We start from the raw sequence: 26,940 nt of genomic DNA, 5'->3' as shown, positions 1-26,940 counted from the left end.
CACAATGCTAAAAATGTATATAATTTATAGGCAGGTTCTTGACAAACAGTGACGATACATGATAACATCAATACGTTAATTATCGTAGCACCCGTGCTACAACCGCACAGAACAGGTTTTAAACTTTTTGAAGTACCTGTATGGCGAGTCTGAGACTATTAAGGAGGTGCAAGTATGTACGCAATTATTGAAACAGGTGGTAAACAAGTTAAAGTTGTCGAAGGACAAGAAATCTATGTAGAAAAAGTTTCTGCTGAAGCGAATGATTCTATTACTTTCGATAAAGTTCTTTTCGTTGGCGGAGATGATGTTAAAGTTGGAGCTCCTTACGTTGAAGGTGCAACAGTTACTGCTAAAGTTGAAAAACAAGGCCGTCAAAAAAAGGTTATTGTTTATAAATACAAACGCAGAAAAAACTATCATCGTAAACAAGGTCATCGTCAACCTTATACGAAACTAGTAATTGAAAAAATCAATGCATAAACATAAGGGTTTTTTAATATGATTCAAGTTACTGTTTTCCGAACAGACAAGCAAATTACTGCTTTTGAATTATCTGGTCATGCTGAGAGTGGTCCATATGGCTACGATCTTGTATGTGCAGGTGTATCTGCTGTATCAATTGGTACAGTTAATGCAGTAATGGAATTATGTGATACAAATCTGGAAATTGAACAAGGAGCAGAAGGTGGTTACTTACATGTAACGTTACCGAAAAGACTTCCTTATGAACAAATGGGGAAAGTTCAGCTCTTATTCGAGGGAATGCTTATTTCACTGAAATCGATTGAACTTGAATATAGTCAATTTATAAAAATTGAGAACAAGTAAGGGGGTGCAGTCCATGATCCGTCTAGATTTACAATTTTTCGCAACGAAAAAAGGTGCAGGTAGTACGAAGAACGGTCGTGATTCTGAATCTAAACGCCTTGGTGCAAAACGTGCAGATGGTCAGTTTGTAACTGGTGGTTCAATTTTATACCGTCAACGCGGTACGAAAATTTACCCAGGTGAAAACGTTGGCCGTGGTGGTGACGATACACTTTTTGCTAAAATCGATGGTGTTGTTAAATTTGAACGCTATGGTAGAGACCGCAAAAAAGTAAGTGTTTATCCAGTAGCACAAGAAGCTTAATGAATTTCAAGAAACTCCAGTCAATCATTTTGACTGGAGTTTTTAGTTTATCGATAATATCTTATACTCTCACTCCATCAATGCTAAATTGGTGAAACATACTAAAAAAATTTGAACTTCGTTTAATCTTCTTGCTGAAAAGAATTAATTATACATAAAAAATATAGACTTCGAACTAACCCGTAATGTTTTGCGTATACACGTTCCTGAAATATACTTCGCGCACCTTAGGGGGCTACTGAGCCCCCTTGTGCTGCCGCTGCGTGTTGTCACGATGCCGTGCCCACGGAAAACATCCGCCCGGAGCGTTCCCGGACGGTGATCGTTGCTCCGATTAAGCAAATAATCATTAATTTGTAGTTTCCTTCAATTGTGACCACAGGTTACAATTGAAGGAAGTAAAAAAGAAATGCTCGGAAGCTTCATTGGCTTGCTTCCGCTTTTTGTTTATTTCTGCTATACTTTCATAATAATGGGGGGGAGAGCATGATGGGGGAGCAGGTTGTACAAATCTTACAGCATTATCGGCATGAATTAATGAATCATTTGCAAATTGTTCAAGGATATGTTGGGATGAGAAATATAGAAAAAGCTGAGAAAAAACTTAGTGAGATTGTAGAGTATTATAATGAGGAACGGAAACTAATGAATTTGAATGCGCCGGATTTTATGCTGTGGATTATCCAATTCAATATGCGTTATAATAATTTTCGGCTGACGTATACAATTCATCCGGAGTATAAAAACCTGCATGCTTCGGATTCGTTGCTAGTAAGTCAGTTTCATGATTTTATGGAACGATGCGTGGAAATTCTTAATCCAGAATTGCTATACGAAGTAAAGCTGGTTGCAGAAGAAAGATCGGATACACGCATAGAAATGATGCTTTCAATCATTTGTGAAATGGATGAAGCAGAGCAATTAATGGATGACATCAAGAAAATGCAAAAAGATGAAGCTGCGGAAATAGTGATAGCTAAAACAATGAATGGAGTAAGCTTTGGTTTAATTGTTTCGCAGTAATAATGAGGTGAATCACAATGTTTGTAGATCAGGTCAGTGTGTATGTAAAAGCCGGAGATGGTGGTAACGGACTAGTAGCTTATCGCCGAGAGAAGTATGTACCAATGGGCGGACCAGCAGGTGGAGATGGTGGAGACGGTGCAGATATTATTTTTAAAGTGGATGAAGGACTTAACACGTTAATGGACTTTCGTTATAATCGTCACTTTAAAGGGAAGCGCGGAGAAAACGGGATGAGTAAAACGCAGCATGGTAAAAATGCTGAACCGTTGATTCTGTCTGTTCCCCCAGGCACGACAGTTATTGATGAAGATACAGAGGAAGTAATTGCTGACTTAACGGTGCACAACCAACAAGCAGTTATCGTTCGAGGGGGAAGAGGCGGACGCGGCAATACGCGTTTTGCAACACCGAGAAATCCAGCACCAGATATGGCTGAGAATGGTGAGCCAGGACAGGAAAGAAATATTAAAGTGGAGCTAAAGCTAATTGCGGATGTCGGACTTGTAGGATTTCCAAGTGTAGGGAAGTCTACATTTTTATCTGTAGTAAGTGCTGCGAAACCGAAAATTGCAGATTATCATTTCACAACACTGTCACCGAACCTAGGTGTTGTTGATACTGGTGATGGGCGAAGCTTTGTTTTGGCTGACCTTCCAGGATTGATTGAAGGTGCGTCGGCTGGAGTCGGTCTAGGACATCAGTTCCTGAGGCATGTGGAAAGAACTCGAGTTATTGTTCATGTTATTGATATGGCTAGCATTGAAGGCAGAGATCCATATGACGACTATTTGAAGATTAATCAAGAATTAGAAGCATATGATTCAAAATTATCCAGCCGTCCACAGCTTATTGCAGCTAATAAAATGGACATGCCGGGAGCAAAGGAAAATTTAGAGAAATTTAAAGAGCAACTTAATAAAAGCTTACCTATTTATGAAATTTCGGCTTTAACAAGAGATGGTCTAAGGGACATCCTATTTGCAATCGCAGATCTTTTGGAAAAAACGCCTAAGAATAAGACAGAAATAGATGATACGGATGAAACAGTTATATATCGTTACCAGAAAGAAGAAGAGCCGTTCCATATAACGAGAGATCCAGATGGTGCTTTTGTACTTTATGGAAATAAAATTGAGAAGCTATTTAAAATGACAGATTTTCAGCGAGATGAAGCTACACAACGTTTTGCGCGGCAATTAAGAGGTATGGGCGTGGATGCAGCTCTAAGAGAAAGAGGCGCAAAAGATGGCGATACGATTCGCTTATTAGATTTTGAATTTGAATTCATTGAATAACAGCTATTGTGCTTTTAGGGGAGGAACAGTTTTGACGAAAATAGGCTATTTAGGACCGAAAGGGACATTTACAAAATTAGCAGTTGATACTGCGTTCGGGGATGAATTGAAGCAAAGCTTTCAAACGATACCGGAATGTATTGATGCTGTGGATAACGGAACCATAGATATTGGTGTCGTTCCCCTGGAAAATGCGATTGAAGGGACGGTGCAGATTACAGTTGATTATTTAATTCACCAGGTAAGGCTGCCAATAGTTTCTGAAATTGTTGTACCAATTCAGCAGCATTTGTTAGTGCGAAAAGATTTTAATGGAAATCTTTCCGATATTCAAGAAGTGCATTCACATAGTCATGCGATAGCACAGTGTCATCAATTTTTACACCAAAATTTGTCACATGCCAGCACTGTTTTTTCAACTTCAACAGGAAGAGCTGCTGAGATTGCAAGCGAGCGTAACGAACCGATTGCTGCAATAGGGAATAAGCTTGCAGCTAGTGAATATGGTTTACAGATATTTAAGGCGAACATACATGATTATCCAAATAATCATACGCGTTTTTTAGTGCTTACAAAGGACAGAGATTTGGTGCAAATAAAGCATGAAGCCCACTTGGAGCGAACAAGCTTATTAATTGGATTACCAAGCGATAAGCCAGGAGCATTACATCAAATACTATCTGCTTTTTCTTGGCGTAAAATGAATTTATCAAAAATCGAATCACGTCCAACAAAAACAGGACTTGGTAATTATTTTTTTATTATTGATGTTGACCAGCCGTACGATAATGTACTCTTCCCAGGTGTGAAGGCAGAGCTGGAAGCATTAGGCTGTGAAGTAACTATTCTTGGTACATATCCAGTTTACCATATGAACATTTAGAAAATTTCAGGACAAAATAAAGTGCCCCTTGACAATCAGGCACGGTTATTTCAGCAGCTGTTTGCTCAAAAATGAGTTCGATCTTATCGAACTCATTTTTAATTTTGCCTACTATAATATATTTCATCTCAATTTCAAACGCTTACCATTGAAGACATACCAGGTTTATCATAGAGTACTTTCCTATCTTCTGGGAATCGTGCAAAAATGCTGTGCCTTCTCTGTTTTTATGCCATTAAAACCTTTTTTAAGTTACCGAATGAGATTGAACGTGAAGCTGTTCTGTATTTCATCGCCTTTATAGTTTACTGTATGAAATTGAACTCTTAACGTTTGGTAGCTTTTCACCCTTATGAGCTACTAAATAGAATAAATTTCGTATCGTTCTGTAACTCATCCTCCTCAATAAAGATCAACAGCTTTGCTGGTTTTGATTTCAGAAAACGGTTTCTATTTTGCGCAATGTGATTTTTTACGGCTATCTGTTTAGGTAGCAACGTGTCCGTGGCAGTTATTGTCCGGCAGCAAACCATTTTATATGAAGAAACCTAATGTTATAAAAAATGATTTATTGCAAAAAAGACAGTCATAATTCAGGGGCAACTTTTGTTCAGCTAGTGCATATGCTGATATAGAGTAATTAGCCCAGATTCTAAAGCAATGAAAGGAGTATGGTTCGTTTTGAAAATACACATTGTACAAAAAGGAGACACTTTGTGGGAACTCTCCAAAAAGTATGGCGTTGATTTTGAAGAGTTAAAAGCAGTGAACTCACAATTATCGAGTCCAGATATGATTATGCCAGGAATGAAAATAAAGATCCCCGGCGATGCCAAGGCGGTAAAAAAAGAAAAAGTGGCAGGGAAAGAAGTCAAAAAGGAAGAAGTGAAAAAGCCATATGTCGACACTTCTCCCAAGCCGATGCCAGTTATTACTGAAGATGACTCTAAGTTGCATCAAGCTGTCAAGCCTCAAATGCCTGTTCCATCACTTCCACAAATGCCAATTATGGAACAGGATATAAATCAATACACAACAATAAACTTTCAACAAATGCCTTATCAAATGAAAGCACCGGAAACAAAACCAAAACAGCAAGTGAAACCAAAACAAGAAGTAAAACCGCCTAAAAAGGAAGTTAAAAAAGAGGTTAAAAAAGAGGTAAAGCAACCAATCCCTGAACAGAAACCAGTCATGGAGCCGACACATCTGCCGATGATGGAGCCAATGCATTATCCGGCACCAATGTATCATCATCCAGTTCAACAATGTTGTCCTCCGATGATTCCAATTTATATTCATCATTGTCCGCCACCATGCCCACCACCATGCCCGCCATCACCTTGTCATCATCATGGTGTACATCCTCATGAAGGATTTATGGCACCTCAATTTATGCCACCATATCATGGGCAACATGGGGGCCACCATATGGCAGATTGTGGGTGTGGATCAAGGGAGTTGGTGGATTACTATCCAGCAAGTACAGCAGAGGTTCCTGAAACTCAGCAATTAAAGGCTATACAACCGCAGCCACTGTCAACTGGTCAAATGTATCCACCACAGTTCGAAAGACTACAGACAGACGGTAGTACTTACCCGAAACCACCTATGTTCCCACAATTTAATCCAACGAATAAGCACGATAATGAGTAATCATATTTTTCTAACGAGGCGAATGAAGTTCGTCTCTTTTATTTTGCTTTTTTTGCAAGCTGTATTTCAAATTATAAATTTGGCTTCATTGATAAGGCAGGCTTTCGAAATTGAAAAATGAAAAATTAATGATAGAATAAAGGATAAACGGGCTATTTACAAGGAGAGATTAGCATGGAAAATGAAATAAACAAAATTGTAGAGTGGTTACAAGAGCAGGTTAAACAGGCTCATGTGAATGGATTACTTGTAGGAGTAAGTGGTGGGCTTGATTCGGCTGTAGTTGCGAATTTAATTAAGCGCGCTTGTCCAGATAACTCTCTCGGTGTAATGATGCCAATACAAACATCGGATTCCAATCTTTATGATGCAAGAGATGTTATTGAAAAAGCTTCCATCGATTCACTGACAATTGATCTAACAGATACCCATCAAGTCATGTATAAGCAGATTCGGGATCGTCTAAATGAAAAGGAGCAGTTCAATGCGGCGAATGATCAGCTTGCAGGTGCAAATCTAAGAGCAAGACTGCGTATGAGTACATTATATACAATTGCTACGAACTACAATTATTTAGTAGTAGGTACTGATAATGCTTCAGAATGGTATACTGGATACTTTACGAAATATGGCGATGGCGGTGTAGATATTCTGCCGATTGTTGAATTTACAAAAGCAGAAGTCAGAGAAATGGCAACACTGCTTGGCGTTCCGGAACAAGTGGTTGCAAAAAAACCAAGTGCGGATTTATGGGAAGACCAGACAGATGAGAAAGAAATGGGTGTCTCATATGATGTAATTGACGCCTATTTGAAAGGTGAAAATATTGCTAGTGCAGATAAGGAAATAATTGAAAGAATGCATCAGCGAAGTGCCCACAAACGTACAAGTTTACCGAAGTATAATCGAATATAGTTTTCCTTAATTTAACTGTGTAATTAGGCCTCCGTTATACAAACTATTTGTAAGGGAGGTCTATGTTTATGTATAAAAGAAAAGGAATGTGCCTGATTTTTTTAGTTGTACTTCTTACAGGCTGTAATGCAGGGCAAGAGACATCTGAGGAACAAAAGAGTGACATGGTACAGCCTATTCATTTTGAACCTGAGACGGACGAAAATAATAGGTATAAGTCCAGACAGCCATCTATTGGCGAGCGAGGCGGATATCCACAAAGTAAGCAAGAAGCAGCTAACAAGTCTGACTTTGCGCATTACTCGGATTCCTTTACAAATGAAGAGTCAGCTCGTATAACAGAAGAGCTGAGCAAACAAAAGGATATTATTCAAGCACAAGCAGCTTCCACTGAAGACCGCATTGTTGTTTCCGTCATTCTACGTGAGCACTTTAACCATGATATTTCACATAATATCAAAGAAGAGGTTAGAAAAATTGTGCCAAATACGGATAAGCAAATAATTGTATATACCGATGATATTGAATGGGACCGTATGAAAAACCTAGATGCAAGGCTGCAGGCGAAAAACAATGGTGATGATTTAGAAGCGTTTATCAAAGAATTATTTCAATTAAAAGACGAATAAAGATACACTTTAAGTATTTTGTATCTACAACCTCCATATGGTTTATTCTTTTCCTGCACAGCTTTTTTTGATATAGTAAGAAAAGAATTTCTAGAGAGGAGAATGTCCGAGTGGCTGGTCATTCTAAATGGAAAAATATACAGAGAAGAAAAAATGCACAAGATGCAAAAAAGGGAAAAGTCTTTATGCGACATGCTAAAGATATTTATATAGCGGCAAAACTAGGTGGATCAGACTTGAATACTAATGCCGCACTTCGAACAGCCGTTGAAAAAGCGAAGGCTGATAATATGCCAAACGATAATATTGAGCGTAATATTAAAAAGGCAACAGGCACACTTGATGGAGCTAGCTATGAAGAAATCACGTATGAGGGTTATGGTCCTGGTGGTGTTGCTGTTATCGTGCACGTATTAACAGACAATAAAAACCGTGCTGCTGCAGAAGTAAGACATGCTTTTAAGAAGAATGGCGGGAACTTAGGCGAAAATGGAAGTGTATCCTTTATGTTTGACCGAAAAGGTTACATTGTAATCGCGAATCAGGATGGCTCGATTGATGAAGATGAGTTAACACTAGCTGCACTTGAAGCAGGAGCAGAAGATATTGAATCCCATGATGATGTATATGAGATTTACACCATACCGGAGCAATATCAGGAAGTGGTCGACTATTTTCTGCAAAACGATTATGAAATTGTCGACAGTGAGGTTACATTAATCCCGCAAAATTATAACAAACTTTCGGATGAAGATGAAGAAAAAATGATGTCGCTTCTTGACACATTAGAAGAGAGTGAGGACGTTCAGGATATCCATCACAATTTGGAAACGTCCGAATAAGTCTGTGATAAACTTCTATTTCGATGAGGAATAGAAGTTTATCTTTATGTTATCAATTTATTCCGCATAAACGGATCATTAATTATGAGATAAATTAAATGAGAGTGGTCAGAAACACCTCACCACCATTTCAGATTTTCCTCGTACCATTAGGTCAGTTTCTTGTGGTACTATCATTCAATGGAGATAAAAGGAAAACTCCCCAATGAATGAAGTCTTGCTTTATGTTAAAATAATTAAAGGAATGATTACATGATAGCGTATATTAAAGGTCAGCTTGTATCAATGTTAGATGAATCGGTTGTCGTTGATGTGCACGGGGTAGGCTATGAAATACTGTGTGCTAATCCATTTGCATTTCAGTCAGCATTAAATAAAGAATTACTTATTCATACATACCATCACGTTCGTGAAGATAGTCAAATCTTGTATGGATTTAAAAATGAAGATGAAAAATATTTGTTTATTAAGCTGATTTCAGTTTCTGGCATTGGTCCAAAAGGTGCGCTTGCAATTCTTGCAAGTGTCGATATTTCTGAATTTGTAGCTGCTATTGAACGAGAAGACGATAAATTTTTGACTGGGTTTCCTGGGGTAGGCAAAAAAACGGCCCGCCAAATTATTTTAGATTTGAAAGGAAAACTGACTTCCGTATTCTCCATTCAAACCGAGATTGAACAGGTTACAGCATCAGCAGACTCGAATGCATTTGTTTATAAGGAAGCGGAAGAAGCATTGCAAGCATTAGGCTATACAGACCGGGAATTAAAAACTGTAATGCCAATGCTTAGAAAAGAAAATATTTCCAACACAGATGAAATTATTCGAAAAGCATTAGGACTGCTTGTTAGAAATTAGAAAGGTGGGACCGAAGATGGAGGATCGCATGGTTACCGGTGAATTACAAGAAGAGGATACGTCGATTGAACTGAGTCTTCGCCCTGTAAGTTTAAAGCAGTATATTGGACAAGATAAAGTGAAAGAGAATTTGAGCATTTTTATTCAAGCTGCTAAAATGCGGAATGAGCCTCTCGATCACGTTTTGTTATATGGGCCGCCTGGGCTTGGTAAAACAACCCTTGCAGCAATTATTGCAAATGAGATGGAAGTTAATTTTCGCTCAACGTCAGGTCCTGCAATTGAACGGGCGGGAGATTTAGCAGCAATCCTGTCTTCGCTTGAGCCTGGTGATGTACTATTTATTGATGAAGTACATCGCCTGCCACGTTCTGTGGAAGAAGTATTGTACTCTGCAATGGAGGATTTCTTTCTTGATATTGTAATTGGCACGGGACCGAGCGCACGATCGGTTAAAATTGATTTACCGCCTTTTACGCTTGTTGGAGCGACAACACGAGCTGGATTACTGACAGCACCACTCCGTGATCGTTTTGGTGTGTTAAGCAGACTGGAGTTCTATGAGGTGAAAGATCTATGCGCGATTGTTGAACGAACAGCTGAGATTTTCCACACGACAATTACGAAAGAAGGAGCCATCGAGGTAGCGCGGAGATCAAGAGGGACACCACGAATTGCGAACCGATTGCTTAAACGAATACGCGATATTTCTCAAGTAAAAGGAGAAGCTGAAATCTCGCTAGGAACAACAGATCAGGCGCTCGGCATGCTTCAAGTAGATGATGCAGGACTTGATCATATTGATCATAAACTATTAAAAGGTATAATTGATGGGTTCGGTGGAGGCCCGGTTGGTCTAGATACAATTGCTGCAACGATTGGGGAAGAGCCGCAAACGATTGAGGATGTCTATGAACCATATTTATTGCAAATTGGATTTATCCAGCGAACACCAAGAGGAAGAATCGTAACAGCGAAAGCCTACCAGCATTTTGGCATTACAAAACATGAGGAATGATAAATATGGGTAAGCTTTTTATCATAATTGGTATTCTATTAGTCATAATAGGATTAATCTGGACGTTTATTGGTAAATTACCGGGGGACATTGTGATTAAAAAAGGAAATTTTACGATGTACTTTCCAATTGTGACATCAATAGTAATTAGTATAATCTTATCGCTACTATTTTTCATTTTCGGTCGATTCCGTTAAGATACAGTAAGGAGTTTCATTATGAATATTGAAGATTTTGATTTTGATTTACCTGAATCGCTAATCGCACAAACACCATTGAAGGATCGTACGGCATCCCGATTGCTTGTATTGAACCCGGCGACAAAGGAAATAGCACATCAGCATTTTGCAGATATCAAAAATTACTTTAAAAAAGGGGATTGCCTTGTACTAAATGACACACGCGTACTTCCTGCAAGGCTATATGGTGTTAAAAAAGATACGGGTGCCAATATCGAGGTGCTTTTATTGCATCAAGAGGAACAGGATACATGGGAGGTGCTTACAAAGCCAGCTAAAAAGGTGAAAGTTGGCACAGAGCTAGTCTTTGGAGATGGAAAGCTGAAGGCGACCTGTACTGGATTAAAAGAGCATGGTGGAAGAGAACTGCAATTTTCTTATGATGGTATTTTTTATGAGGTACTCGATGAGCTTGGGGAAATGCCGCTGCCACCTTATATTAAAGAACAGCTTCCAGAAAAGGAACGCTATCAAACTGTTTATGCAAAGGAAGAAGGATCAGCTGCTGCACCGACGGCAGGGCTTCATTTTACAACAGAGCTCTTGGAAGAAATTAAAGAGCTTGGCGTAGAAATTGCTTTTATCACGTTACATGTTGGTTTAGGTACGTTCAGGCCTGTTAGTGTAGATGATATTGATGAACACGAGATGCATTCTGAATTCTATCAAATGACAGAAGAAACAGCTGCAACGTTGAATGAAATAAAAGAAAATGGCGGTCGAATCATTTCTGTGGGCACAACGTCAACACGAACTTTAGAGACAATTGCAAGAGACAATGATGGCAAATTTGCAGCATCCAGAGGTTGGACAGACATCTTTATTTACCCGCCATATCAATTTAAAGCGATAGATGGACTGATTACAAATTTCCACCTTCCAAAATCAACGCTAATCATGCTGGTTAGTGCACTTGCAGACAGAAAAACAGTTTTACATGCATATAAAGAAGCGGTTAGAGAGAAATATCGATTCTTCAGCTTTGGAGATGCGATGTTAATTTTATAAAAGAGGTAAGAATAAAATGACACCAATAACATATGAATTAATTAAAACAGATAAACAGACTGGAGCTCGGCTTGGCAGGGTTCATACCCCACATGGTTCATTTGATACACCTACATTTATGCCAGTAGGAACACTTGCGACAGTCAAAACAATGAGTCCAGAAGATTTGCATCAGATGGACGCGAAGATTATTTTGTCCAATACGTATCATTTATGGTTACGACCTGGGGAAGATATTATCCGTGAAGCTGGTGGGCTTCACAAATTCATGAACTGGGACGGAGCGATTTTAACCGATTCTGGTGGTTTCCAAGTTTTTAGCTTAAGTGATATGCGTGACATTACCGAAGAAGGTGTTCACTTCAGGAGTCATTTAAATGGGGACAAACTCTTTTTATCTCCTGAAAAGGCAATGGAGATCCAAAATGCGCTGGGCTCTGATATTATGATGGCATTTGATGAGTGTCCACCATACCCAGCTTCTCATGCGTATATGAAAGCTTCTGTAGAACGAACATCGCGTTGGGCGGAGCGCTGCCTGGAAGCTCACGCTCGAAAAGATGTACAAGGCTTATTTGGTATCATTCAAGGTGGCGAATATGAAGACCTCCGGAAGCAAAGTGCACAAGACTTAGTATCGCTGGACTTCCCAGGATATGCAATCGGCGGTTTATCTGTCGGTGAACCAAAGGATATTATGAACCGTGTTCTTGAAACGACAACACCATTAATGCCTGCAAATAAACCACGTTACTTGATGGGAGTAGGTTCACCAGATTCGTTAATTGATGGTGCTATTCGCGGAGTTGATATGTTTGACTGTGTGCTGCCAACTCGAATCGCGCGAAATGGGACATGCATGACTTCAAATGGACGTTTAGTTGTCCGAAATGCGAAATATGCTCGTGATTTTAGTCCTATTGATGAAAACTGTGATTGTCATGTGTGTAAAAACTATACACGTGCCTATATCCGACATTTAATAAAATGCAACGAAACGTTCGGATTCAGACTTACGACTTATCATAACCTGCATTTTCTGTTAAAATTAATGGAGCAAGTTCGAGCTGCTATAAAAGAAGATCGTCTTGGAGATTTCAAGGAGTCATTCTTTGAGCAATATGGTTTAAATAAACCGGATGCAAAGAACTTTTAATTCTTATAACTAGAAAGGGGTGAATATATACATGGAAATGCTCGTTTCATTATCACCAATTATTTTGATGTTTGTTATTTTCTATTTCCTGCTTATCCGACCACAGCAAAAGCGTCAGAAGCAAGTAAGAGAAATGCAAAGTGATCTGCAAAAAGGCGATGAAATCGTAACAATTGGCGGACTGCACGCAAAGGTTCATGCAGTGGATGAGGGTACAATCGTTCTTATTACGAATGATGGTGCAAAGCTTACGTATGACCGTTCAGCAGTTCGCGAAGTGAAACAAGGGTAAGTGTATCCACGTTATAAGCTGAGGAACATAGGTCTTTGGCTTATACAGATACATGCTTTATGTATGAACGTACATAGAATTAAATAAAAGGGTCCATAAGAGACGATAAAATAAAAAGAAGTTAATGCAATTGCATTAACTTCTTTTTATTTGAATTTAACAGTACAGCATACTTATTCAACTTGACCGCCAATCAAATTAACTCCGATAATTCCACCAAATAATGCAGCAGCTAGAAAGCTTAAATGATGAAGTGATTGCTCCAGTGAAAATCCTTGCTGGTATCCTAAATACTGCACTAAAAAAATCAATAATGTAAATCCTAAACCAATTGTTCCGCCAATCAGCCATCCTTTTGATTTTCCTTTCGCGCCGGCAGTAATTCCGCCTAGAAATAAAGCGAGCAGCCCAACAATTAATGTAGCCCATCTTAATCCAGGCTCATCAAAAGCTGTAAATTGTAAAACGAGAGCTAAGACCACACTTGACAACAGAATAATCCCAAATACTACGATCCAACCATACAACAATGCAGTTAGTTGAGTTCTTTGCATTTTCCTTCTCTCCTCTCATGATTGTCCGCTTATGTCCATTTTATTCGGACAAATTTTATTTAGAAGAAAATATTTATATTTTTCCATGCATACAATGCTAGTAGACAGGTTTCTAATGTGAACAAATTATGTTGAAAGAGGGCTGCTATGGATGTCATATTTGCAATTATAATCTTTATTGTCAGTTACTTCTTTATTATGACCGAGCGAATTAATCGTGCCACAGCTGCACTGTCGGGGGGAGCGCTTTTACTGTTAACAGGAATCTATACAACAGAAGATATATTTTTCCACTATATTGACTGGAATACAATCGCATTGCTATTCTCCATGATGGTGCTGATATCAATTACAGAAAAGACAGGCCTGTTCACGTTTATAGCTATCCGATTTGCACAAAGTGTACGTGGAGATCCAATGTTTTTACTGGTCGGATCAATCTTGCTAACAGCAATAGGATCTGCCTTTTTGGATAATGTAACAACGGTTTTAATTTTTGTTCCGGTAATGCTAAAGATAACAAAGCTTCTGAAGCTCCCTGCATTTCCTTACTTATTAATGATTATTTTCAGTTCGAATATTGGCGGAACAGCAACACTGATTGGCGATCCGCCGAATATCATGATTGGACAAGCGGTAGAGCATTTTACATTCCTGGATTTTCTCGTTCACACTGCTCCAGTAGCCTTATTTTTATTAATGCTGCTTATTGTGATTAGTTATCTTTTATTCAAAAAAAGGCTCCGTGCATATCAGCCGAATGTAACCGAGCTTCTTTCCATCGAAGCAAAAGAAAACCTAGTACGGTCTCCTATACTATATAAATCAGTCGCTGTTCTCCTTATGACAATTACAGGTTTTATTTTACATGCTATTGTGCATATTGAAATGACCACAATTGCATTAACGGGAGCAATTTTATTATTATTGCTTACAGAGAAAGAGTTAAAAACGGAAGAGATATTATCAAAGGTCGAATGGGTAACACTATTCTTTTTTATTGGCTTATTCACAATCGTAGGAGGCTTGCAGCATGCAGGTGTTATTGATGAAATAGCTAGATTAATTGTTGTTTCAACAAAAGGAGACTATGTGGAAACCACGCTGCTTATTTTATGGATATCTGGTTTAGCTTCGGGATTCATCGATAATATTCCTTTTGTAGCTGCAATGATCCCGGTAATCAACGAATTTGAAACATATGGAATGGTTTACTTAGATCCGATTTGGTGGGCGTTGGCACTTGGTTCTTGTTTAGGCGGGAATGCAACACTGGTAGGTGCTTCAGCTAATGTAGTTGTTGCTGGATTAGCAGAGGCGGATCAACAGAGAATTTCCTTTCTGCGCTTTATGAAGTACGGAATTGTCATTGTCGTCCTGTCTTTAATTGTTTCAACGGTTTATATTTACATTCGATATTTAGTTCCTTACATGGGATAAGAAAAGGACACTCGGTAACAAGTGTCTTTTTCTTATTTCTTTTTATTGAAAAATGGTATTTGCCTTAATTCATCCTTTGTAATAAATTTTAATACAAATAGAAGAATGATATAACCGGCTGCGAGTACTAATAAAACTGATAAGAAAAGAATTACATGCGGTTCCATTGTTTCATAGATACGTTTAAGGAAGCTGCCAAACAACCAGGTTAAACCAAGCAGAATAATCATTTTGCAAATATCTATCAGCGGAATAGAATAGTTAATTACTTTTCTCAGTACTGCCAAATGCAATAATGTAACTAAGACAACACCCGTACATAATCCAATTGCAGCCCCCTTTATTCCAAAGTTCGGGTTGGAGGCGAGGATAACTAATACAACTGATTTTAGTGCAACTCCACATAGACTATTCCACATGGCAGGCTTAGCTAAGTCGAGTGCCTGAAGTGCAGCTTGAAGCGGTGACTGAATGTAATGCAGTAAAAAGAATGGGGCCATCAGAACTAGGTAATGACTGGCATCCCCTGTTCCGTACATATATGTAAGTAATTGTACGGAAAATATCGATAGGATAACGGTTGAAATACCTCCAGATGCGAATGAGATGCGGATTGATTGGTGAATCCGGTAATGAATCAAGGACGTATTTTTTTTTGCTTCGGCTTCAGCGATTGAAGGTACAAGTGCAACAGCTAGAGAATGTGTAATAAAGGTTGGCAGAAATAACAATGGCATTACGTATCCTGTCAGTTCTCCATATTGCTTCGTGGCTATAGCACTTGCAACCCCCGCTATTGCTAAGCTTTGAACAACGAGGATCGGTTCTAAAAAGTTAGAGATGGATCCAATCATTCTGCTTCCCATACTTGGTAGAGCAATGGAAAGCAGTTCCTTGATTACATTTTTACTTGATTGTAGATAAGAGAAAAAACGATGTCTCAATCTTAATGTTTTTTTGCGCTTGAATGAATAGATCATATACATTAAGGAAATAAATTCACCAATGATGACACTGATCATTGCACCGGCTGCAGCATATTCAATGCCATATGGAAGTAAAAGATTTACGAAAAACGCAACACAGGTAATCCTTACAAGCTGCTCAATGACTTGGGCATAACTTTGCGGCTTCATATTCTGCTTCCCTTGGAAATAGCCCCTCAGTACAGCTGCAATAGCTGTGATTGGAATAATAGGACTAATTGCGAGAATTGGGAGCATCGCCCGGCTGTCCGTTAACAAGGTAGAAGCGATGTATGGTGCGCCAATAGCCATTACAATTGTAAATACGATACTCGAGATAAAAGTAATCATGAGCGATATTACAACAATTTTTTTTACTTTTGCCTGGTCATTTGCAGCATCTGCCTCGGCTACACGTTTGGATATTGCAACCGGCAAGCCAAGCTGTGTTAATGTCATAACTAAAAAGAGTGTTGGAAGAGCCATCATATATAAGCCAACACCTTCTTCTCCCATTAGTCTTGCAACGACAATCCGGTTAATAAATCCCATAAAGCGAGTAATCATTCCAGCAATGATTAAGATGATTGCCCCTTGTAAAAATGTTTGTTTGGTCATTTTAATCGACCCGCCTTCTCAAATAATAAAAATTACTATACAATGATATATATGCTAAAGAGTGGACAAAGCATGACAAGCTAATAGTGTGTGTTCGAAAAAGAAGGATAAAAAGAACCGAGAAGTTTGAGGCGAGGCGGCGTAGCTCCCAGTACCGGGCTAACACAAGATGTGCTGACTTCTATGTTGCCTACAGGACGTAGGCGGTTTTAGCAGTAGGTCCCCTTCGGTGTGTCATTTTTACCTGACTTTTTGAACAACCTCTAAAAAAGTATAGGATAGGAATTGGTGGGATAACATGGAATTAATACAGGGCGTTAACGAGTGGAAGCGGGTCGTTCAACCAGCTTTGGAAAGTAAAGCGGATGAACTGGAAATGATGGGATATTCGCAGGCAACACCTGATGATGTTTGGAATTGTCTTGTAAAAAAGGTTTGGAAGGGTGAACCTGATAAACGAATCTATGAAGTCGTTCAGGATATTTTTCATATGGCATCCAATACGTACCTAAGCTATTTAACATTAAGCTCTTATCAAAACGAGGATTTGATGGCCTCGATTGCTGCGCTAACCGGAGCAGAAGATACGACAGAAGAATAAACTAAAATTTACATATACATATCGGAATTGTTATTGGTATAAAAGGAGGCACCAAATTAATGAAAAAGAGAGGCAGAATCGTTGCCTTTTTTCTGGTTGTTATTGCTTTAGCAGTCACGATTGGAACAACGGTACCAGGAATTACAAAAAATATAAATCTTGGTTTGGATCTTCAAGGTGGATTTGAGGTCCTTTATGAAGTAGAACCTGTTGATAGCAGTCAGGAAATAACGAGAGGCTTAATGGAGGGGACGGTTCAAACATTAAATGATCGTGTGAATCGTTTAGGAATAAGTGAAGCAGTTATTGATATTGAGGGTGAAGACCGAATTCGTGTCCAGCTGGCAGGAATTGAAAACCAGTCAGAGGCAAGAGATATGCTGTCAACTTCTGCTCAATTGTCCTTTCGAGATGTTAACGACCAAGAGCTACTAGATGGTACGGACGTAAAAGAGGGCAGTGCTAAGCAGGATTTTGACCCAAATACAAATGCTCCAATTGTAACTCTAGAATTAAAGGATGCAGCAAAGTTTGGTGAAGTAACAACACAGATTAGCCAAATGAATATTCCTGACAACAAGCTTGTCATATGGATGGATTTTCAAGAAGGCGATTCATATGAAGAAGAAGCATCAAAAAGTGAGCCGAAATTTGTATCTGCTCCGAATGTCAGTGAGCCTTTACATACAACAAATGTGATGATCAGTGGTGATTTTACAGTTGAATCTGCGAAACAATTAGCAGATATCATTAATTCCGGTTCACTCCCAGTGCATATGACAGAAATATTCTCAACTTCAGTTGGAGCGCAATTTGGAGAGCAGGCGCTGAACCAAATGATTTTTGCTGGAGCTATCGGAATTGGATTAATCGTATTGTTCTTGCTGTTTTTCTATCGATTCTCAGGCTTCATTGCAACCATTAACTTAGCATTTTATATTTATTTAGTTATATTAGTATTTGAGCTATTAAATGGTGTCTTAACATTATCCGGTATTGCTGCCCTTATTTTAGGGGTTGGTATGGCAGTTGATGCGAATGTTATTACCTTTGAGCGAATTAAAGAGGAATTACGAACCGGAAAATCTGTTAAAGCAGCGTTTAAAGCAGGCAATAAAAGCTCCTTTATGACCATCCTGGATGCAAACCTAACAACAATTATTGCTGCTGTCGTACTGTTTATTTTTGGGACAAGCTCAGTAAAAGGCTTTGCAACGATGTTAATCATTAGTATTTTGATCAGCTTTTTAACAGCTGTTCTAGGAACAAGAATTCTACTTGGGTTCTGGGTGCAAAGTGGTTTCCTTACAAAACGAAAAACATGGTTCGGAGTGAGGAAGAAACACATAGGAGATATTGCGGATGAGCAAACTGAACCAACTCTTTTTAACCGGAAAGTTAATTTCGTGCAGCACCGTAATAAATTTTTCATCGGAACATCCGTGCTTATCATCTTAGGCTCCATTTGTATCTTAGTATTTCAGATTAATCCTGGAGTTGATTTTACAAGTGGTTCTAGAGTTGAGGTTGTTTCGGAAAACAGCCTGAATGAAGAAGAGGTAGAAGAAGGATTTAAAGAGCTAGGACATGAAGTTAAATCAATCGTCCTTTCCGGTGAAAACAGTGAGCTTGCTGTTGCAAGATTTGATAGTGTCCTAACAGATACTGAGTCGGAAGAAGTTCGCGTTTATTTTAATGAACGCTATGGCCATGAGCCTAGTATAAGCGTTGTCTCGCCAATTGTAGGGCAGGAACTCGTGAAGAATGCTATCTATGCAGTTGGGATTGCATCAATCTTCATGATAATTTACGTCACATTTCGATTTGAACTTTTCTTTGCAATAACGGCATTACTGACACTTTTACATGATGTGTTTTTCATGCTTGCCATATTCAGCGTCACACAAATCGAATTTGATATTACCATTGTTGCTGCAATTTTAACTATTGTTGGATACTCCATTAATAATACGATCGTTATTTTCGATCGTATTCGGGAAAACATTCGTAAAAAGAAACGTGTAAAATCCTTTAAAGAGCTTACAAACATCGTGAATACTAGTATTATACAGTCCTTTACAAGAACGATGAATACGTCGATTACTACCATTATTGCAGTAATTGCATTCTTAGTATTCGGGGCTTCCTCCATAGCAAGTTTTGCATTTGCATTAGCAATTGGGCTTGTTGCAGGAACTTATTCTTCCTTATTGTTAGCTTCTCAGCTGTGGCTTATATGGCGTGGGAAGTCGATAAAACAAAAACCACTAGATTTCACAAAGAAAAAAGCAGTAGATGGACCACAGGTATAATAGAGCAGGAATTCTTTGTCTTTGTTTTATAGACAAGGGATTTCTGTTTTTAATTGGTTGAAGCATACGAAAAAAGGGTACTCTAACAATATAGATAGAAATTAAGGAGGGGAATAAATATGACCAAAGGACAAACCTATGTTATTTTATCGATTATTTTCGTTATTATTGTAGCTGTCTTTGCTGTTACAAATGTGGATGCTGTCGAGGTAAACTACTTATTCTGGACACAGGAATCCCCGTTAATACTTGTAATTTTATTTTCTGTGTTAATGGGCGGGATTATAACGGCTTCCGTAGGCGCAATACGAATTTATCGTATACAGCGGGAGCTTAAAAGATTAAAAGCCGAAAACACAAAAATGATTGCAAAATTAGAAGAGAATGGTCAAACAATTGAGCGTAAAAAAAGAAGCGATCTACCGAAAACAAAATAATTCTAATTGCTACCCCTGACGGTCTCTAGTATAATAGATTAGTCAGGGGTGAAATCATGTTACAGAGTAAAGCAATTTGGAAATATACAGCATTACACGGAGCAGCAGGGGATTGGGAAGATGATTCGTTTGCAGGTACTCCAGTCGTTAAACAACTGTTGCAGCAAAGAGGTATTACAAGTATTGAAGAAGCAAGAAAATTTTTATCACCTGATACTAAAAATTTACACAATCCAATTAAAATTGATTTGATTGAAATTGCTGCAGCACGTGTACATAAAGCGATAGATAACGATGAGAAAATTTTAGTCTATGGAGATTATGATGCAGATGGTGTCAGTTCAACTACAGTACTAATAAAAGCCTTGGAAGAACTTGGGGCAAATTGTGATTTTTATATACCAAACCGTTTTACAGAAGGGTACGGGCCAAATGAAGCTGCGTTTAAAGCAGCAGCAGAAAATGGGTTTACGTTAATTATTACAGTAGATACGGGAATTGCATCTGTTAACGAAGCGCAAGTTGCACGAGAATTAGGAATCGATTTAATCATTACGGATCACCATGAGCCACAGGAAGAATTACCGGATTGCTATGCAATTATTCATCCGAAGTGTTCAGAAAGCTACCCATTTCACGAGCTTGCAGGTGTCGGTGTAGCATTTAAATTTGCACAAACATTGCTTGGCTATTTTCCAAAGCACTTGCTTGAGTTTGTAGCAATTGGAACAATAGCCGATCTTGTACCGCTCGTTGATGAAAATAGAGTACTTGCATTTTATGGACTCCATGCATTAACAATATCTCAAAATCCAGGAATTAAAGCTCTTAAAAGAGTTTGTAAGATTGAGGGAAATGTAACTGAGGAAGATGTCGGTTTCTTGATCGGTCCAAGAATTAATGCTGTCGGACGACTGGAAAATGCAGATTTAGCAGTTCAATTATTATTGGCAGAAGATGATGAAGTTGCACAGGAAATGGCCGAAGAAATAGATGGGATAAATAATGAACGCAAAAAGATTGTAAATGACATTTTCCAAGAAGCACAGCAAATTGTGGAATCCACTTTAATGCATGATGTAATTATCGTTGCAAAGGAAGGATGGAATGAAGGCGTGCTTGGAATTGTTGCGTCCAAATTAGTTCGTAAATATGATCGGCCGGCAATTGTCTTAACAGTCAAGCCAGAATCGGATGCTGTTAAAGGTTCAGCGAGAAGTATACCTGCATTTGATTTTTTCAAAAATGGCATGCGGATTAGAGAGCTATTTACTCATTTTGGAGGCCATTCGCAGGCTGCGGGAATGACATTTCCAATTGAGAACCTTCCGCTTGTACAAGAGAAGCTAGACGCCTTTATTAACGAAGAGCTAACCGAATCAGATTTTAAACAAGAAATTGAAATTAGTGCAAAGCTAAAAACAGAAGAAATTAATGAAGAACTTGTCCAAGAAATTAATAAACTCGCACCATTTGGCATGAAGAACCCTAAACCAATTTTTGAATTGAAGGAAGTACCAGCAGATGCCAGAAAGATTGGCAGTGCAAAAAATCATCTAAAGCTTCTATTCAAAAGAGATGGTCAGTCGTTAGATAGTATAGGGTTTGGCATGGGGGAATTGTACGAGTATATTTCGCCAAACGCAGTACTATCAATAGCTGGGGAACTTGGTATCAACGAGTGGAACGGAAATCGCAAAGCGCAGTTTCTTATTCAGGATATGAAAATTGATGAATGGCAGTTATTTGATTACAGAGGAAAAAAGAATCGTACCGTTCCTTTTGATACGGATAACGCATTGGTCATTGCAAAATCAATTCAGCGCATCCATTCAGATATTGAGCAAATCACCTTTGATGCCCCTACTCAAGCATTGGAGGAAAAGCAAACACTGTATATTTATGATCTGCCAGCTAACCTTGAACAATTAAAAGCTATTATTCGGCAAACAAAGCCAGTAAATATATATGCATGTTATTATATTGAAGAAAGTGCATACTTATCAGCTTTTCCAACGAGGGAAGAATTCGTTTGGTTCTATGCTCTGGTGCGAAAACGAAAAGTGCTTGATTTAAAAAACGAGCTTCAAACCATCATGAATCATAAAGGCTGGAGCAAGGAGCGAATTATCTTTATTTCAAACGTGTTTTTTGAACTAGGATTTGTTAAAATAGAAAATGGAGTTATTGAGGTGGAAACGAGTCCGATGAAAAAGGATTTAAGTGACTCGAAACTGTATCAGGAACGGTTGAATAGAGCGGATATTGAGAAGCAGTTATACTATTCAAATTATGAAGAATTGAAAAGGTGGATACAGAGCTGTATGGATTACTTGGCAGAAATGAAAGTATAACAATTTTCTATCTGCATAAGTGCAACGATACATCCGCCAAAATACATGGCGAATGCTAAGTTTTCTAAGATATCCCCGAGGAGGAAGTAGTAAATGGAATATAAGCAACATATAAAAATTGTTGAAGATTGGCCAAAAGAAGGAATTAAGTTTAAAGATATTACACCATTAATGGCTGATGGAAAAGCATATAAGGCTGCAGTAGATGAAATTGTAACATACGCGAAGGAAAAAAAGATCGACATTGTGGTTGGTCCAGAAGCAAGAGGGTTTATTGTAGGATGCCCAGTTTCTTATTCGCTTGAAGTAGGATTTGCTCCTGTACGTAAAGAAGGAAAGCTGCCTCGTGAAGTGATTAAGGTGGACTATGGTCTTGAATATGGAACGAATGTTTTAACCATTCATAAAGACGCAATTCAACCAGGACAGCGGGTTTTAATCACGGATGATTTGCTTGCAACTGGCGGAACAATAGAAGCGACGATAAAGTTAGTAGAAGAGCTTGGCGGTATCGTTGTTGGCTGTGCCTTCCTAGTCGAACTCAGTTATTTAAATGGTAAAGAAAAGCTGAAAGACTATGATGTATTAACATTAATGACATATTAATTTTAAAAAAGGTCTGACGTCTTTTTATCGTCAGACCTCTTATTATAGAGATTTAACAATGGACACTTTTTACGGAAAAGCATATAATTAAAAATATTTAGTGGTTCGTATACTTTTCTCTCTGCATGAAGTGTGATCGTCACACCCAATGAGAGGTTCCACTTTATGTTTCGGTGTGCTACCATTGTAGAAGAATAGCAATTATTAAATAATGCAGACAGCTAGTAAAGGTGATTTCATGGCAAAAGACGAAAATGTAACAATTAATGACATTATCAATATGGCAAAAAAATATCTAGCTACTGAGGATGTGGCCTTAATTCAACGCGCATATGACTTTGCAAATGAAGCCCATCATGATCAATTTCGGAAATCTGGTGAGCCATATATTATTCATCCGGTTCAAGTAGCAGGTATCCTTACCCAACTTGAAATGGATGCAGAAACAATTGCTGGTGGTTTTTTGCATGATGTTGTCGAGGATACGGAAGTAACGCTTGATGATTTAGAGCAAGCATTTAATTTAGAGATTGCCATGCTAGTTGATGGTGTCACAAAACTTGGTAAAATTAAATACGAATCGAAGGAAGTCCAGCAAGCGGAAAATCATCGTAAAATGTTTGTTGCAATGGCAAAGGATATTCGAGTAATTTTAATTAAACTTGCAGATAGACTGCATAATATGCGTACATTAAAGCACCTTCCTCCAGAAAAGCAACGGCGGATTTCTAATGAAACACTGGAAATTTTTGCTCCTTTAGCCCATCGTTTAGGTATTTCAACTATTAAATGGGAATTAGAGGATACTGCTCTACGCTATTTAAACCCACAACAATATTACCGTATTGTTCAATTAATGAAGCAAAAACGGGAAGAACGAGAATCATACATCAAAGAGGTTATCCGGGAATTAGAAGTTGAATTAAAAGATGTTAATATTGAAGCGGAGATGTCTGGTCGCCCAAAACATCTTTACAGTATTTATCAAAAAATGGTCAAGCAAAATAAGCAATTCAATGAAATATATGATTTATTAGCTGTTCGGATTATTGTAGAAAGTATTAAGGATTGCTATGCAGTTCTAGGAATCATTCATACAAATTGGAAACCGATGCCTGGACGATTTAAAGATTATATTGCAATGCCGAAGCAAAATTTATATCAATCGCTTCATACCACAGTGATTGGGCCTAAAGGGGATCCGCTGGAGGTACAAATTCGTACAAAAGAGATGCACGAAATCGCAGAGTACGGAATTGCAGCACATTGGGCGTATAAAGAAGGAAAGCAAGTAAAGAGCGGAAAGAAATCATTTGAAGAAAAATTAACGTGGTTTAGAGAAATACTGGATTGGCAAAATGATACACATGATGCGGAAGAATTTATTGAATCTTTAAAGATTGATTTGTTTTCCGATATGGTTTATGTCTTCACGCCAAAAGGGGAAGTAATTGAACTTCCATCCGGCTCTATTCCACTTGATTTTGCATATAAAATCCATACTGAGATCGGAAATAAAACGATTGGTGCAAAAATTAATGGGAAAATGGAGCCCCTGGATTACAAGTTGCAAAATGGCGATATTGTAGAGGTTATGACATCCAAGCATTCTTACGGTCCATCACAGGATTGGCTGAAGATGACGCAAACCTCACAAGCAAAGAGTAAAATTAAGCAATTCTTTAAAAAGCAACGCAGAGATGAGAATGTTATAAAAGGAAAAGAAGCAGTCGATAAAGAAATTCGGGCATTAAATATTGAACCGAAGGAAGTGCTTGTTCCTGAAAATATGCAGCGTGTGTTTGATAAATTTAATTTCTCAGGCGAAGAAGATATGTATGCAGCAGTTGGTTACCAAGGTATTACAGCTGCATTAATTGCTACAAGACTCACCGAAAAAATCAGACAAACAAAACAAAAGGAACAAAATTTAGAAGCGACTTTAGAAGAGGTTAAGACAGAAACGAAGCCGCAGCGATCGCATAAAAGGGATTCTGGCGTAAGAGTAGAAGGTGTTGATAATCTGCTTGTCAGACTCGCAAAATGCTGTAACCCAGTACCTGGAGACGATATTCTTGGGTATATCACAAAAGGGAGGGGTGTATCCGTACACCGTTCAGACTGTCCGAATGTGCAAACGGAGGAAGCAAAGGAACGTTATTTGCATGTGGAATGGGAAGAAGGAAACTCAGACCGTAAACAATACCATGTTGATATTCAAATTACAGGATATGATCGAAGAGGTATGCTTAATGAGGTTCTTCAAGTTGTTAATGAGATGAAAACAAATATGACCCATGTGAATGGCAAGTCAGACCGAAATCGAATCGTGGTCATACAAATTACCATACTCATTCATAATACAAAACATTTACGTAAGGTTGTTGAACGGATTAAACAAATAAGAGATGTATATACAGTAACGCGAACCGTACAATAATCAGGAGAAGTGATTGATTAAAGGAGCTTTTGATAATGAAGGCAGTGATACAACGTGCAAAAGATGCCAGTGTAACAGTAAACGGCGAAATTGCAGGAAAAATAGCCGATGGGTTTGTCGTACTACTTGGAGTTACCCATGAAGACACGATGGAGGATATTCAATATCTTGTAAATAAAATTATTCATTTGCGTGTGTTTGAAGATGAAAATGAAAAAATGAATCTATCATTAAGAGACGTCAATGGAAGTATTTTATCGATCTCTCAGTTTACGCTTTATGGAGACACGCGAAAAGGAAGAAGGCCAAGCTTTATACAGGCTGCGAAGCCAGAAATTGCGAATGAACTGTATACAGCTTTTAATGCATCGATTGAAGAGCAAGGAATTTCAGTGGAAACAGGAAAATTTGGTGCCATGATGGATGTACAATTAACCAATGTAGGTCCTGTTACATTAATTATTGATAGCAAGGATAAATAAAAGGACGTATAAAAATAAGGGAGGGTGATTGCCTCCCTTATTTTTATTACTCCACAAAGTGTTGACCCAGACCTTGCATGATCCCGTGCACAAGCTGTTGCTGATAACTTTGCGTTTGCAGCTTTGCTTCTTTTTCAGGATTTGAAATAAATCCTAATTCCAGCAATACCGACGGCTTGAGATTCTGTCGAATAACGTATAAATCACCTTCATGAACTCCTCTGTCTCGTTCTCCTGATTCTTCTATAATTCCCTGTTGAATGTTCTCAGCTAGTTTTTCACCGCTTCCTGTATAATAGAACGTTTCAATACCTGATACATTTGGAAATTCAGGAGTACTGTTATAATGGATGCTTAAAAATGCATCTGTATCGAGCACATTAGAGTAGGTGATCCTGCTTGCAAGAGAGATAAATTCATCTTCCTTCCTAGTGAGAAGTACATTTGCACCAAGTGCTAAAAGTTCCTTTTCAAGCTCTTGTGCTGTTAAATAAGCAATATCTTTTTCATATGTTTCTGATGCCCCGATTGCTCCTACATCACGTCCACCATGACCAGCGTCGATAACAATCGTTTTATTTTTCCATATATTGCTGTTTGGATTTGTTTTTTTAGAATCTTCAACAAGACCTTTCAAAACGAAACCTGTAACATTGTCATTTGCAACTTCATACCAATTGTTCGTTGCTGAAATAACGTCAAATTCAGTACCTTTATCTGCAAAATGTACTATGGCATTATCAGTGGAGGGGCCATCACGAAGCTGAGTATTATCCTGTTGGATCGTGATGGTATTCATATCGGTATTTACTTCGCTTTCTTCTTCCGCTCCATTAGATTGTGATTCGGTAAGTGTCACAAATTCCAATGCTACCCAGCCAGTTTCGTCGCCTAAATCTATTTTCACCCACTCGTTTTTTTGCTCAAGAACGGTAAATGCTTGTCCCGTATCGATTCTTCCAATGCTTTCATAATCTGTACCAGGTCCACTACGTACATTTAAATTTGAAGCGTTTATGATAGCTTCATCAGCATGAACGCTAAATGGGACCGATAGCAAGAAAAATATAGCTGTAGATAAGAATATTATAATTTTTCTTGAATGCACGACGTTCCTCCCCAACCCTAAGTAATTTATTTCATTTATCAAGTATAATAAAAAACTCTATTAAAGGCAAA

27 protein-coding genes and 1 other annotated feature are annotated in these 26,940 nt (G+C 38.3%); of the genes, 24 read left to right on the top strand and 3 right to left on the bottom strand.

The features are described from left to right. Positions 1 to 90: 90 nt before the first annotated feature. Positions 91 to 161, top strand: a sequence feature (ribosomal protein L21 leader region). A gap of 13 nt (positions 162 to 174) precedes the next feature. The 16 genes from rplU (at position 175) to yajC (ending at position 12,952) form a co-directional block, all read left to right on the top strand. Then, positions 175 to 483: a 50S ribosomal protein L21 gene (gene rplU, locus NSQ77_RS00650; protein ID WP_339228276.1), complete on the top strand. Its 309-nt coding sequence runs from the start codon at positions 175 to 177 to the stop codon at positions 481 to 483. Positions 484 to 501: 18 nt separating this feature from the next. Beyond that, positions 502 to 831 carry a ribosomal-processing cysteine protease Prp gene (locus NSQ77_RS00645; protein ID WP_339228275.1) on the top strand — a complete coding sequence of 110 codons (330 nt, stop codon included), beginning with the start codon at positions 502 to 504 and terminating at the stop codon, positions 829 to 831. Positions 832 to 844: 13 nt separating this feature from the next. Then, on the top strand, positions 845 to 1,135 hold the full coding sequence (gene rpmA / locus NSQ77_RS00640; RefSeq protein WP_339228274.1) for a 50S ribosomal protein L27: 291 nt from the start codon (positions 845 to 847) through the stop codon (positions 1,133 to 1,135). Between the two features lie 486 nt (positions 1,136 to 1,621). Continuing rightward, entirely contained in the window at positions 1,622 to 2,158 is a 537-nt protein-coding gene (locus NSQ77_RS00635) for a Spo0B domain-containing protein (RefSeq protein WP_339228273.1), read from the top strand. 17 nt (positions 2,159 to 2,175) lie between these two features. Beyond that, complete coding sequence (gene obgE, locus NSQ77_RS00630) at positions 2,176 to 3,456, top strand: GTPase ObgE (RefSeq protein WP_339228272.1); 1,281 nt, start codon at positions 2,176 to 2,178, stop codon at positions 3,454 to 3,456. A 31-nt stretch (positions 3,457 to 3,487) separates the two neighbouring features. Beyond that, positions 3,488 to 4,339, top strand: a complete 852-nt coding sequence (gene pheA / locus NSQ77_RS00625; RefSeq protein WP_339228271.1) for a prephenate dehydratase — start codon at positions 3,488 to 3,490, stop codon at positions 4,337 to 4,339. Between the two features lie 681 nt (positions 4,340 to 5,020). Beyond that, positions 5,021 to 5,995 (top strand): SafA/ExsA family spore coat assembly protein, encoded by a 975-nt coding sequence (gene safA, locus NSQ77_RS00620; RefSeq protein ID WP_339228270.1) that lies wholly within the window; start codon positions 5,021 to 5,023, stop codon positions 5,993 to 5,995. A gap of 174 nt (positions 5,996 to 6,169) precedes the next feature. After that, complete coding sequence (nadE, locus tag NSQ77_RS00615) at positions 6,170 to 6,910, top strand: NAD(+) synthase (RefSeq protein ID WP_339228269.1); 741 nt, start codon at positions 6,170 to 6,172, stop codon at positions 6,908 to 6,910. A 68-nt stretch (positions 6,911 to 6,978) separates the two neighbouring features. Next, a complete protein-coding gene (locus NSQ77_RS00610) occupies positions 6,979 to 7,539 on the top strand; it encodes a YhcN/YlaJ family sporulation lipoprotein (RefSeq protein ID WP_339228268.1) in 561 nt (186 codons plus the stop codon). A 110-nt stretch (positions 7,540 to 7,649) separates the two neighbouring features. Next, positions 7,650 to 8,381 (top strand): YebC/PmpR family DNA-binding transcriptional regulator, encoded by a 732-nt coding sequence (locus tag NSQ77_RS00605; RefSeq protein ID WP_339228266.1) that lies wholly within the window; start codon positions 7,650 to 7,652, stop codon positions 8,379 to 8,381. Positions 8,382 to 8,633: 252 nt separating this feature from the next. Beyond that, the gene (ruvA, locus tag NSQ77_RS00600) at positions 8,634 to 9,239 is read left to right on the top strand and encodes a Holliday junction branch migration protein RuvA (protein ID WP_339228265.1); all 606 of its coding nucleotides are present in this window, start codon (positions 8,634 to 8,636) and stop codon (positions 9,237 to 9,239) included. Between the two features lie 16 nt (positions 9,240 to 9,255). Continuing rightward, complete coding sequence (ruvB, locus tag NSQ77_RS00595; protein WP_339228263.1) at positions 9,256 to 10,257, top strand: Holliday junction branch migration DNA helicase RuvB; 1,002 nt, start codon at positions 9,256 to 9,258, stop codon at positions 10,255 to 10,257. 5 nt (positions 10,258 to 10,262) lie between these two features. Beyond that, positions 10,263 to 10,454, top strand: a complete 192-nt coding sequence (locus tag NSQ77_RS00590; RefSeq protein WP_339228262.1) for a DUF2905 family protein — start codon at positions 10,263 to 10,265, stop codon at positions 10,452 to 10,454. Positions 10,455 to 10,475: 21 nt separating this feature from the next. Continuing rightward, a complete protein-coding gene (gene queA, locus NSQ77_RS00585; RefSeq protein WP_339228260.1) occupies positions 10,476 to 11,504 on the top strand; it encodes a tRNA preQ1(34) S-adenosylmethionine ribosyltransferase-isomerase QueA in 1,029 nt (342 codons plus the stop codon). A 16-nt stretch (positions 11,505 to 11,520) separates the two neighbouring features. After that, complete coding sequence (gene tgt, locus NSQ77_RS00580) at positions 11,521 to 12,660, top strand: tRNA guanosine(34) transglycosylase Tgt (protein ID WP_339228259.1); 1,140 nt, start codon at positions 11,521 to 11,523, stop codon at positions 12,658 to 12,660. A gap of 31 nt (positions 12,661 to 12,691) precedes the next feature. Continuing rightward, entirely contained in the window at positions 12,692 to 12,952 is a 261-nt protein-coding gene (yajC, locus tag NSQ77_RS00575) for a preprotein translocase subunit YajC (RefSeq protein ID WP_339228258.1), read from the top strand. A 173-nt stretch (positions 12,953 to 13,125) separates the two neighbouring features. Here the strand turns inward: yajC and NSQ77_RS00570 are convergent, their stop codons facing one another. Further along, positions 13,126 to 13,506, bottom strand: a complete 381-nt coding sequence (locus NSQ77_RS00570) for a TIGR04086 family membrane protein (RefSeq protein WP_339228257.1) — start codon at positions 13,504 to 13,506, stop codon at positions 13,126 to 13,128. Positions 13,507 to 13,653: 147 nt separating this feature from the next. Between NSQ77_RS00570 and NSQ77_RS00565 the strand changes: the two genes are divergently transcribed. Then, entirely contained in the window at positions 13,654 to 14,946 is a 1,293-nt protein-coding gene (locus NSQ77_RS00565; RefSeq protein WP_339228256.1) for an ArsB/NhaD family transporter, read from the top strand. Between the two features lie 32 nt (positions 14,947 to 14,978). Here the strand turns inward: NSQ77_RS00565 and spoVB are convergent, their stop codons facing one another. Further along, on the bottom strand, positions 14,979 to 16,529 hold the full coding sequence (spoVB, locus tag NSQ77_RS00560; RefSeq protein WP_339228255.1) for a stage V sporulation protein B: 1,551 nt from the start codon (positions 16,527 to 16,529) through the stop codon (positions 14,979 to 14,981). Between the two features lie 298 nt (positions 16,530 to 16,827). Here spoVB and NSQ77_RS00555 point away from each other — a divergent pair, with 298 nt between their 5' ends. The 7 genes from NSQ77_RS00555 (at position 16,828) to dtd (ending at position 25,761) form a co-directional block, all read left to right on the top strand. Further along, positions 16,828 to 17,130: a post-transcriptional regulator gene (locus NSQ77_RS00555; RefSeq protein WP_339228254.1), complete on the top strand. Its 303-nt coding sequence runs from the start codon at positions 16,828 to 16,830 to the stop codon at positions 17,128 to 17,130. A 59-nt stretch (positions 17,131 to 17,189) separates the two neighbouring features. Next, the gene (gene secDF, locus NSQ77_RS00550) at positions 17,190 to 19,442 is read left to right on the top strand and encodes a protein translocase subunit SecDF (RefSeq protein ID WP_339228253.1); all 2,253 of its coding nucleotides are present in this window, start codon (positions 17,190 to 17,192) and stop codon (positions 19,440 to 19,442) included. A 119-nt stretch (positions 19,443 to 19,561) separates the two neighbouring features. Next, on the top strand, positions 19,562 to 19,879 hold the full coding sequence (locus NSQ77_RS00545; RefSeq protein WP_339228252.1) for a lipopolysaccharide assembly protein LapA domain-containing protein: 318 nt from the start codon (positions 19,562 to 19,564) through the stop codon (positions 19,877 to 19,879). Positions 19,880 to 19,935: 56 nt separating this feature from the next. Then, the gene (gene recJ, locus NSQ77_RS00540; RefSeq protein ID WP_339228251.1) at positions 19,936 to 22,233 is read left to right on the top strand and encodes a single-stranded-DNA-specific exonuclease RecJ; all 2,298 of its coding nucleotides are present in this window, start codon (positions 19,936 to 19,938) and stop codon (positions 22,231 to 22,233) included. A gap of 93 nt (positions 22,234 to 22,326) precedes the next feature. Then, on the top strand, positions 22,327 to 22,839 hold the full coding sequence (locus NSQ77_RS00535) for an adenine phosphoribosyltransferase (protein WP_339228250.1): 513 nt from the start codon (positions 22,327 to 22,329) through the stop codon (positions 22,837 to 22,839). A gap of 238 nt (positions 22,840 to 23,077) precedes the next feature. Then, entirely contained in the window at positions 23,078 to 25,279 is a 2,202-nt protein-coding gene (locus tag NSQ77_RS00530) for a bifunctional (p)ppGpp synthetase/guanosine-3',5'-bis(diphosphate) 3'-pyrophosphohydrolase (RefSeq protein ID WP_339228249.1), read from the top strand. A gap of 35 nt (positions 25,280 to 25,314) precedes the next feature. Then, positions 25,315 to 25,761: a D-aminoacyl-tRNA deacylase gene (gene dtd, locus NSQ77_RS00525; RefSeq protein ID WP_339228248.1), complete on the top strand. Its 447-nt coding sequence runs from the start codon at positions 25,315 to 25,317 to the stop codon at positions 25,759 to 25,761. Positions 25,762 to 25,807: 46 nt separating this feature from the next. Here dtd and NSQ77_RS00520 read toward each other — a convergent pair whose 3' ends face one another. Further along, positions 25,808 to 26,869 (bottom strand): N-acetylmuramoyl-L-alanine amidase, encoded by a 1,062-nt coding sequence (locus NSQ77_RS00520; protein ID WP_339228247.1) that lies wholly within the window; start codon positions 26,867 to 26,869, stop codon positions 25,808 to 25,810. Positions 26,870 to 26,940: the final 71 nt, after the last annotated feature.

Origin of the sequence: Oceanobacillus sp. FSL K6-2867 (genome assembly GCF_037963145.1) — a bacterium.
Taxonomy (GTDB): Bacteria; Bacillota; Bacilli; order Bacillales; family Amphibacillaceae; genus Oceanobacillus.
Note: the sequence above shows the minus strand (reverse complement) of the source record. Positions and strands in the feature narration are given on the sequence as shown.

What these genes read in the sequence shown, in the direction of transcription:
- yajC (WP_339228258.1), top strand. Translation starts at nt 12,692, where the DNA reads ATGGAAATGCTCGTTTCATTATCACCAATTATTTTGATGTTTGTTATT.
- queA (WP_339228260.1), top strand. Translation starts at nt 10,476, where the DNA reads ATGAATATTGAAGATTTTGATTTTGATTTACCTGAATCGCTAATCGCA.
- NSQ77_RS00635 (WP_339228273.1), top strand. Translation starts at nt 1,622, where the DNA reads ATGATGGGGGAGCAGGTTGTACAAATCTTACAGCATTATCGGCATGAA.
- spoVB (WP_339228255.1), bottom strand. Translation starts at nt 16,529, where the DNA reads ATGACCAAACAAACATTTTTACAAGGGGCAATCATCTTAATCATTGCT.
- nadE (WP_339228269.1), top strand. Translation starts at nt 6,170, where the DNA reads ATGGAAAATGAAATAAACAAAATTGTAGAGTGGTTACAAGAGCAGGTT.
- rpmA (WP_339228274.1), top strand. Translation starts at nt 845, where the DNA reads ATGATCCGTCTAGATTTACAATTTTTCGCAACGAAAAAAGGTGCAGGT.
- obgE (WP_339228272.1), top strand. Translation starts at nt 2,176, where the DNA reads ATGTTTGTAGATCAGGTCAGTGTGTATGTAAAAGCCGGAGATGGTGGT.
- secDF (WP_339228253.1), top strand. Translation starts at nt 17,190, where the DNA reads ATGAAAAAGAGAGGCAGAATCGTTGCCTTTTTTCTGGTTGTTATTGCT.
- NSQ77_RS00535 (WP_339228250.1), top strand. Translation starts at nt 22,327, where the DNA reads ATGGAATATAAGCAACATATAAAAATTGTTGAAGATTGGCCAAAAGAA.
- NSQ77_RS00590 (WP_339228262.1), top strand. Translation starts at nt 10,263, where the DNA reads ATGGGTAAGCTTTTTATCATAATTGGTATTCTATTAGTCATAATAGGA.
- tgt (WP_339228259.1), top strand. Translation starts at nt 11,521, where the DNA reads ATGACACCAATAACATATGAATTAATTAAAACAGATAAACAGACTGGA.
- recJ (WP_339228251.1), top strand. Translation starts at nt 19,936, where the DNA reads ATGTTACAGAGTAAAGCAATTTGGAAATATACAGCATTACACGGAGCA.
- NSQ77_RS00530 (WP_339228249.1), top strand. Translation starts at nt 23,078, where the DNA reads ATGGCAAAAGACGAAAATGTAACAATTAATGACATTATCAATATGGCA.
- ruvB (WP_339228263.1), top strand. Translation starts at nt 9,256, where the DNA reads ATGGAGGATCGCATGGTTACCGGTGAATTACAAGAAGAGGATACGTCG.
- rplU (WP_339228276.1), top strand. Translation starts at nt 175, where the DNA reads ATGTACGCAATTATTGAAACAGGTGGTAAACAAGTTAAAGTTGTCGAA.
- NSQ77_RS00610 (WP_339228268.1), top strand. Translation starts at nt 6,979, where the DNA reads ATGTATAAAAGAAAAGGAATGTGCCTGATTTTTTTAGTTGTACTTCTT.
- ruvA (WP_339228265.1), top strand. Translation starts at nt 8,634, where the DNA reads ATGATAGCGTATATTAAAGGTCAGCTTGTATCAATGTTAGATGAATCG.
- NSQ77_RS00565 (WP_339228256.1), top strand. Translation starts at nt 13,654, where the DNA reads ATGGATGTCATATTTGCAATTATAATCTTTATTGTCAGTTACTTCTTT.
- NSQ77_RS00645 (WP_339228275.1), top strand. Translation starts at nt 502, where the DNA reads ATGATTCAAGTTACTGTTTTCCGAACAGACAAGCAAATTACTGCTTTT.
- dtd (WP_339228248.1), top strand. Translation starts at nt 25,315, where the DNA reads ATGAAGGCAGTGATACAACGTGCAAAAGATGCCAGTGTAACAGTAAAC.
- NSQ77_RS00570 (WP_339228257.1), bottom strand. Translation starts at nt 13,506, where the DNA reads ATGCAAAGAACTCAACTAACTGCATTGTTGTATGGTTGGATCGTAGTA.
- NSQ77_RS00555 (WP_339228254.1), top strand. Translation starts at nt 16,828, where the DNA reads ATGGAATTAATACAGGGCGTTAACGAGTGGAAGCGGGTCGTTCAACCA.
- NSQ77_RS00545 (WP_339228252.1), top strand. Translation starts at nt 19,562, where the DNA reads ATGACCAAAGGACAAACCTATGTTATTTTATCGATTATTTTCGTTATT.